Source organism: Microbacterium sp. (assembly GCF_029263575.1).
Lineage (GTDB): Bacteria > Actinomycetota > Actinomycetes > Actinomycetales > Microbacteriaceae > Microbacterium.
In genome coordinates this window covers 1-4592 of sequence record NZ_JAJUFV010000201.1, presented here as the reverse complement: position 1 = coordinate 4592, position 4592 = coordinate 1, and the positions used below count along the sequence as shown (strand labels likewise).

Here is a 4592-nt window from a genome sequence, read left to right as displayed (position 1 = left end):
TTCCCTGGAGAGGCGCGGCTCCTTCCGCAGCGCGCTCGGGTAGCTACGCAGTCATCCGTCGATGCCTGCCGTGATCCTCGCCAGTTCCGCAACGACATCGCTGAGCTGACCGGTCTTCTCGAGCATCGCTCGTTGGCGCATGGCGCCGTTGCCCCGAGTGAAGATCTCCTCGATCTGGTCATCGACGAGCGCCTCATCGCCACTCGCGCGCAGCGCTGGTCGGATGTGGTCGACGAGATCGCCGATGACCTCACGCGCCGGCCGGGGGCTGAGCGTGCTCGGGTCGACGAGTTCACCAGCTATGCCGAAGCGTCCGGCCTGCCAGCTCATCAGGCGAAGCATCGAAACCGGCACCGGCACCGGCTCCTGTTTCTCCCGCCACTCCTGTGCGGCCGTGTCGACCAGCCCGCGACACAACGCCGCGATGAGCACGGTGTCGCTGGCATCCGCGCAGACGTCCGCGACGCGAATCTCGACCGTCGGGTAGTGGTGCGACAGCCGCGCATCGAAATAGACCATGCCCTCATCGAAGATCGCGCCGGAGCCGATCATCGAAGCGACCTGTTGGTGATAGCGCTCAGCGCTTCCGAACACCTCGGTCGGCCCGGCCGTCGGCCAGCGCACCATGGCCTGCGAGCGAAAACTCGAGTACTTCGTGTCCTCGCCGTGCCAGAAAGGTGAGTTCGCACTCAGTGCGAGCAGCGCCGGAAGCCAGCCGCGAATGCGATCGAGCACCGCCACCCCCTCGTCGTCGGACTCCACCGAGACGTGCACATGGCACCCTCCGGTCAACTGCTCGCTCGTGGTCAGTCCGAAGTGCTCGACCATCTGCAGATAGCGGGGTTTGTCGACGATCGCGGTCGCCGCCGATACCGGAGAGGTTCCGGAAGCGATCACCCGAGCACCGGCATGCCGTGCCGCCGTGATGGCGTGATCGCGCCAGGTCCGCACATCATCCCCCAATGCCGCCATGTCGGAATTCGGAATGGTGTCGGTCTCGACCTGTTGCTGTTGCAGCTCGTGCTCGAGCGAACCGCCCGGCACATCGGCTTCACTCGACCCCGGCTCGTCAGAGCCTTTCGAGTCATCACCGCCACCAGGCTCGACCGGGTTCGCCGCTTCTGCGAGATACCGCAGTGTGCGCGCAGCCACGGCTCGAGGTCGACCGCTTTCGGCATCAACGAGCAGCAGTTCCTCTTCAACTCCGACGGTACGCATGCGCCCAGTCTCGCAGGCGGCTTCCGCCTTTACCGCAGCCGTTTCGCGCAGAGCACAAACCGTCCCGTGCGGTTGCCTACGCACATCGAAGGGAGAAAACTCGGATGAGCAACGAGAGGAGAACCGCCCCGTGTGTCGATTGCTTGGATACGTCACCACCCGTCCGACATCGGTCGTAGACGTCCTCGGACCCGACGATTTCGAGACCTTCACCGCGCTCACCGAGGTGCACAGCGACGGGTGGGGAATGGCCTGGCACCGAGCGTTCGGCGACAGCACCGAATCGGTCTCATCCGCATGCAATGCGTCGATCGACCCGCAGTACAAGACTCTTTCAGAGCAACCCCTCGGATGCTGCGGGCTCGTGCATCTGCGCTGGGCCACGGGCGGACTGCCCGTGTCTGCTGAGAACACCCACCCGTTCACCGATGCCGGTTACGCGTTCGCTCACAACGGCCATATCGCCCCGATCGCCCACCTCGAGGCGCAGCTCGATCCGGCTTCGCGCGAGAAGCTCATCGGCGACACCGACAGCGAGCGCTACTTCCGCCTCATCATGCAGTGCATCGACGAGGCCGCCGGCGACGAAGCGGACGGCGTCACCCGAGCACTCGAGATCCTGGTGCGCGAGTTCCCGAACTCGAGCCTCAATGCTCTCCTGCTGACGCCGAGCAATCTGTTCGCGATTCATATCAACAGCCGCGTCGACTCGCCTGTCGAAGCGCTGCGCGAGATGTTCGAGTCGGTCGAGGCGATACCGGCGAGCCACGCAACCGAGTACTACGCCATGGACTACCGGATCACCGATGATGCCGTGCACGTGATCTCAAGCGGCGTCGACGCAGAGGGCTGGACTCGAGTCCCCGAAGACGCCGCGGTGATGATCGACCTCGCCACGCGTGAGGTGACGCGCCTGCATCCGGTGCCGCTCGCCTAGACCGGCCCCGAGACGGAGCACAGACGTCAGCGAAGCTCGCGTCGCGAGTAGACCCGTATGGCGACAACCGTGCCGATCACGATGCCGAGCACTCCGATGGCGACGCAGACGCCGAGCCCGAGTGTGGGAGGTATCGAACCGATGACGTCGCCGTCGACGCCGAAGGCCTGCGCAATCCAGGCTGCGCCGATGATGACGACGGCCGGCGCATAGACCATCAGACGTCCGCGCGAGTAGCCGACGCGGAACAGCACCGGCAGCTGGACGCCGATCGACAGGCCGACGATCGCGAGCGCGGCGGCGTATCCGACCATCAGCAGCTCGGGAGTGATCGTACTCCCGCGAACGCCTGCGATAACCAGCGTGGTGATCGTGGCGATGACCATCGAGATGAAGCCATAGACGAGGATCGAGAGCGCGCGGCCCACGACGATCGCTCGTCGGGAGATGGGCAGCACGCCGTAGAGAGTGTCGAGGCGGTCGCGTTCGTCGCCGAGGAACGGCGCAGAGAGCATCAGCGAGGTGACGAAGGCAGACGCGGCAATCGCCATCCCTGGTACGGGAAACAGGATCCCAACCACGACGATGAACGCCAACGGGATCAGTGTCTGCCGACGAGGGAACCATGACATCAGGTCGAAACGGGTGAACGCGAAACTCATGCGATTGCTCTCTCGTGCTCGGCAGCCAGGTGGATGATGATGTCGTCGATGGTCGCCTCGTCGATCACGGCCTCCGGTCCGAACTTCGCAGAGTCTTCCGTGCGGATCAGCGCCGACCACTGTTCGCCCGAGCGTTGCGCGCCGAGTGCGGAACCGCCGGGGAGCTCGCCAGCCCCACGCGCCATCGCAAAGTCCCCCTTCACGTCGGCAAGGATGCCGTGATGCGCGATCTGTCCGCCGACGAACACGATGAGTTCGTCGGCCAGGTCATCGAGATCGGTCGTGATGTGCGTCGAGAACAGCACGGCGTGGCGCGGGTCGACCATGAACTGGCGGATGACGTCGCCGATCTGGCGGCGAGAGCGGGGGTCGAGGCCACTCGACGGCTCATCGAGGATCAGCAGCTCTGGTCGCTGCGCAAGCGCGGATGCGAGGGAGAGTTTCACCTGCTGACCGCGAGACAGCTCGTCAATACGCTGGCCCTGCGGGACGCCGAACCGTTCGAGAAGCTCGGTGAACAGTTCCTCATCCCAATCCGGGTAGAAAGGAGCGAGACGGCGGCCGAGCGACTGAGCCCGCCAGTCGCCTGCCGCGGTCGGCTGATCCAGCACGATGCCCGTCTTCGACAGGGCTGCGCTCGCGCCAGCGGGATGACCGAGAACTTCGATCTCGCCGGCATCCGCAGCGAGCAGCCCCAGAAGCGAACGGATCACCGTGGTCTTGCCTGCGCCGTTCGGCCCGACAAGCCCGACCACCGCGCCGCGCGGGATCGTAAACGAGACCTCGCCGATCTCAAAGGTCGGGCGGTTGATGCGCAGATTCGAAATCCGCACCATATCGTCATTCATCAGTCTCACTCCTCCAGGTCTCGTCGATTCGGCGGTGTACTTCGTCAAGGTCGATTCGGGCGTGACGCGCTGCTGTTCTCAACTCACGCAGCGCCGCGTCGACCCGCTTCGCGAGTTCTCCGCTGGCGACAGCCGGATCGATCTCGCACACGACGAAGCCGCGCCCGTGTTCGTTGCGCACCAAGCCTTCGGCCACCAAGTCGTTGTATGCGCGGGTGACCGTGATAATGCTCACGCGCAGATCTGCCGCCAGCTGACGCAGCGACGGCAGCGTGCTGCCCGACACCACATCACCCGACAGGATCGCGGCGCGCACCTGAGTCTTGATCTGTTGATAGATCGGCGACGATGCGCTCGTCGAGATCACTACACGCACTTATTCTCCATCTGTATATAAACACCATAACACTAGGGTTGGCCGCTCGACAATGCTTCGACCTGCGCCGTGGGATCCGGGCGTAAAGCTGACGTTCAGCCGCGGCACCGCCACAATGGAAGCATGCCTCGTGAACAACGCCGGCGGCTGATCGATTCTGTGCGCCGCGCCATTCGGACAGACCCGTCCGAGGTGGCGCTCACCGAGGCGTACCCGGTTCTGAACGAGACAGTCGTGGTGAAGATCCTCGATCTCGCACTGCGCATCGGCGAGTCGATGTTCACGGTCGGCGCGTCCGCGCACGACGTCACCTTCGCGATCGTCCGCGTCACCCAGATCTACGGTCTCAGCGGGGTGCACGTCGACGTCACCTACAACTCGGTCGGCGTCTCGTACCACCGCGGCGAAGAAGACTGGCCCACGACTCTCTTGCGCGTTGTGAAGGCAGCATCCCCCGACCACGCGAAGCTGCAGCGTCTGCAGGCTCTGCTCGTCGACATTCAAGACGGCATGGGGCTCGACGAGGCCCGCCTGGCCTTCCGCGTCATCCG

At 64.6% G+C, this 4592-nt stretch carries 6 protein-coding genes; 2 read left to right on the top strand and 4 right to left on the bottom strand.

The genetic code is table 11. The annotated features are described in order from the left end of the window. Positions 1-51: 51 nt before the first annotated feature. Positions 52-1218, bottom strand: coding sequence for a glutamate--cysteine ligase (locus Q1J95_RS14670; RefSeq protein WP_300268898.1), 1167 nt, complete (start codon positions 1216-1218; stop codon positions 52-54). Between the two features lie 130 nt (positions 1219-1348). On the opposite strand from Q1J95_RS14670, the gene Q1J95_RS14665 reads away from it, so the two are divergent. Further along, positions 1349-2155 carry a class II glutamine amidotransferase gene (locus Q1J95_RS14665; protein ID WP_300268896.1) on the top strand — a complete coding sequence of 269 codons (807 nt, stop codon included), beginning with the start codon at positions 1349-1351 and terminating at the stop codon, positions 2153-2155. Between the two features lie 26 nt (positions 2156-2181). Here the strand turns inward: Q1J95_RS14665 and Q1J95_RS14660 are convergent, their stop codons facing one another. The 3 genes from Q1J95_RS14660 to Q1J95_RS14650 are packed head-to-tail and all read right to left on the bottom strand — an operon-like array spanning position 2182 to position 4041. Beyond that, the gene (locus Q1J95_RS14660; RefSeq protein ID WP_300268893.1) at positions 2182-2817 is read right to left on the bottom strand and encodes an ABC-2 transporter permease; all 636 of its coding nucleotides are present in this window, start codon (positions 2815-2817) and stop codon (positions 2182-2184) included. Further along, positions 2814-3665, bottom strand: coding sequence for an ABC transporter ATP-binding protein (locus Q1J95_RS14655; RefSeq protein WP_300268890.1), 852 nt, complete (start codon positions 3663-3665; stop codon positions 2814-2816). Before Q1J95_RS14655 ends, Q1J95_RS14660 begins: the two co-directional genes overlap by 4 nt. Further along, positions 3658-4041 carry a GntR family transcriptional regulator gene (locus tag Q1J95_RS14650; protein ID WP_300268887.1) on the bottom strand — a complete coding sequence of 128 codons (384 nt, stop codon included), beginning with the start codon at positions 4039-4041 and terminating at the stop codon, positions 3658-3660. The genes Q1J95_RS14655 and Q1J95_RS14650 overlap by 8 nt, the downstream gene beginning before the upstream one ends. A 123-nt stretch (positions 4042-4164) precedes the next feature. Between Q1J95_RS14650 and Q1J95_RS14645 the strand changes: the two genes are divergently transcribed. Then, positions 4165-4592, top strand: a 428-nt coding sequence (locus tag Q1J95_RS14645; RefSeq protein WP_300268885.1) for a threonine/serine exporter family protein, incomplete at its 3' end; no start/stop codon positions are given.

What these genes read in the sequence shown, in the direction of transcription:
- Q1J95_RS14670 (WP_300268898.1), bottom strand. Translation starts at nt 1,218, where the DNA reads ATGCGTACCGTCGGAGTTGAAGAGGAACTGCTGCTCGTTGATGCCGAA.
- Q1J95_RS14660 (WP_300268893.1), bottom strand. Translation starts at nt 2,817, where the DNA reads ATGAGTTTCGCGTTCACCCGTTTCGACCTGATGTCATGGTTCCCTCGT.
- Q1J95_RS14655 (WP_300268890.1), bottom strand. Translation starts at nt 3,665, where the DNA reads ATGAATGACGATATGGTGCGGATTTCGAATCTGCGCATCAACCGCCCG.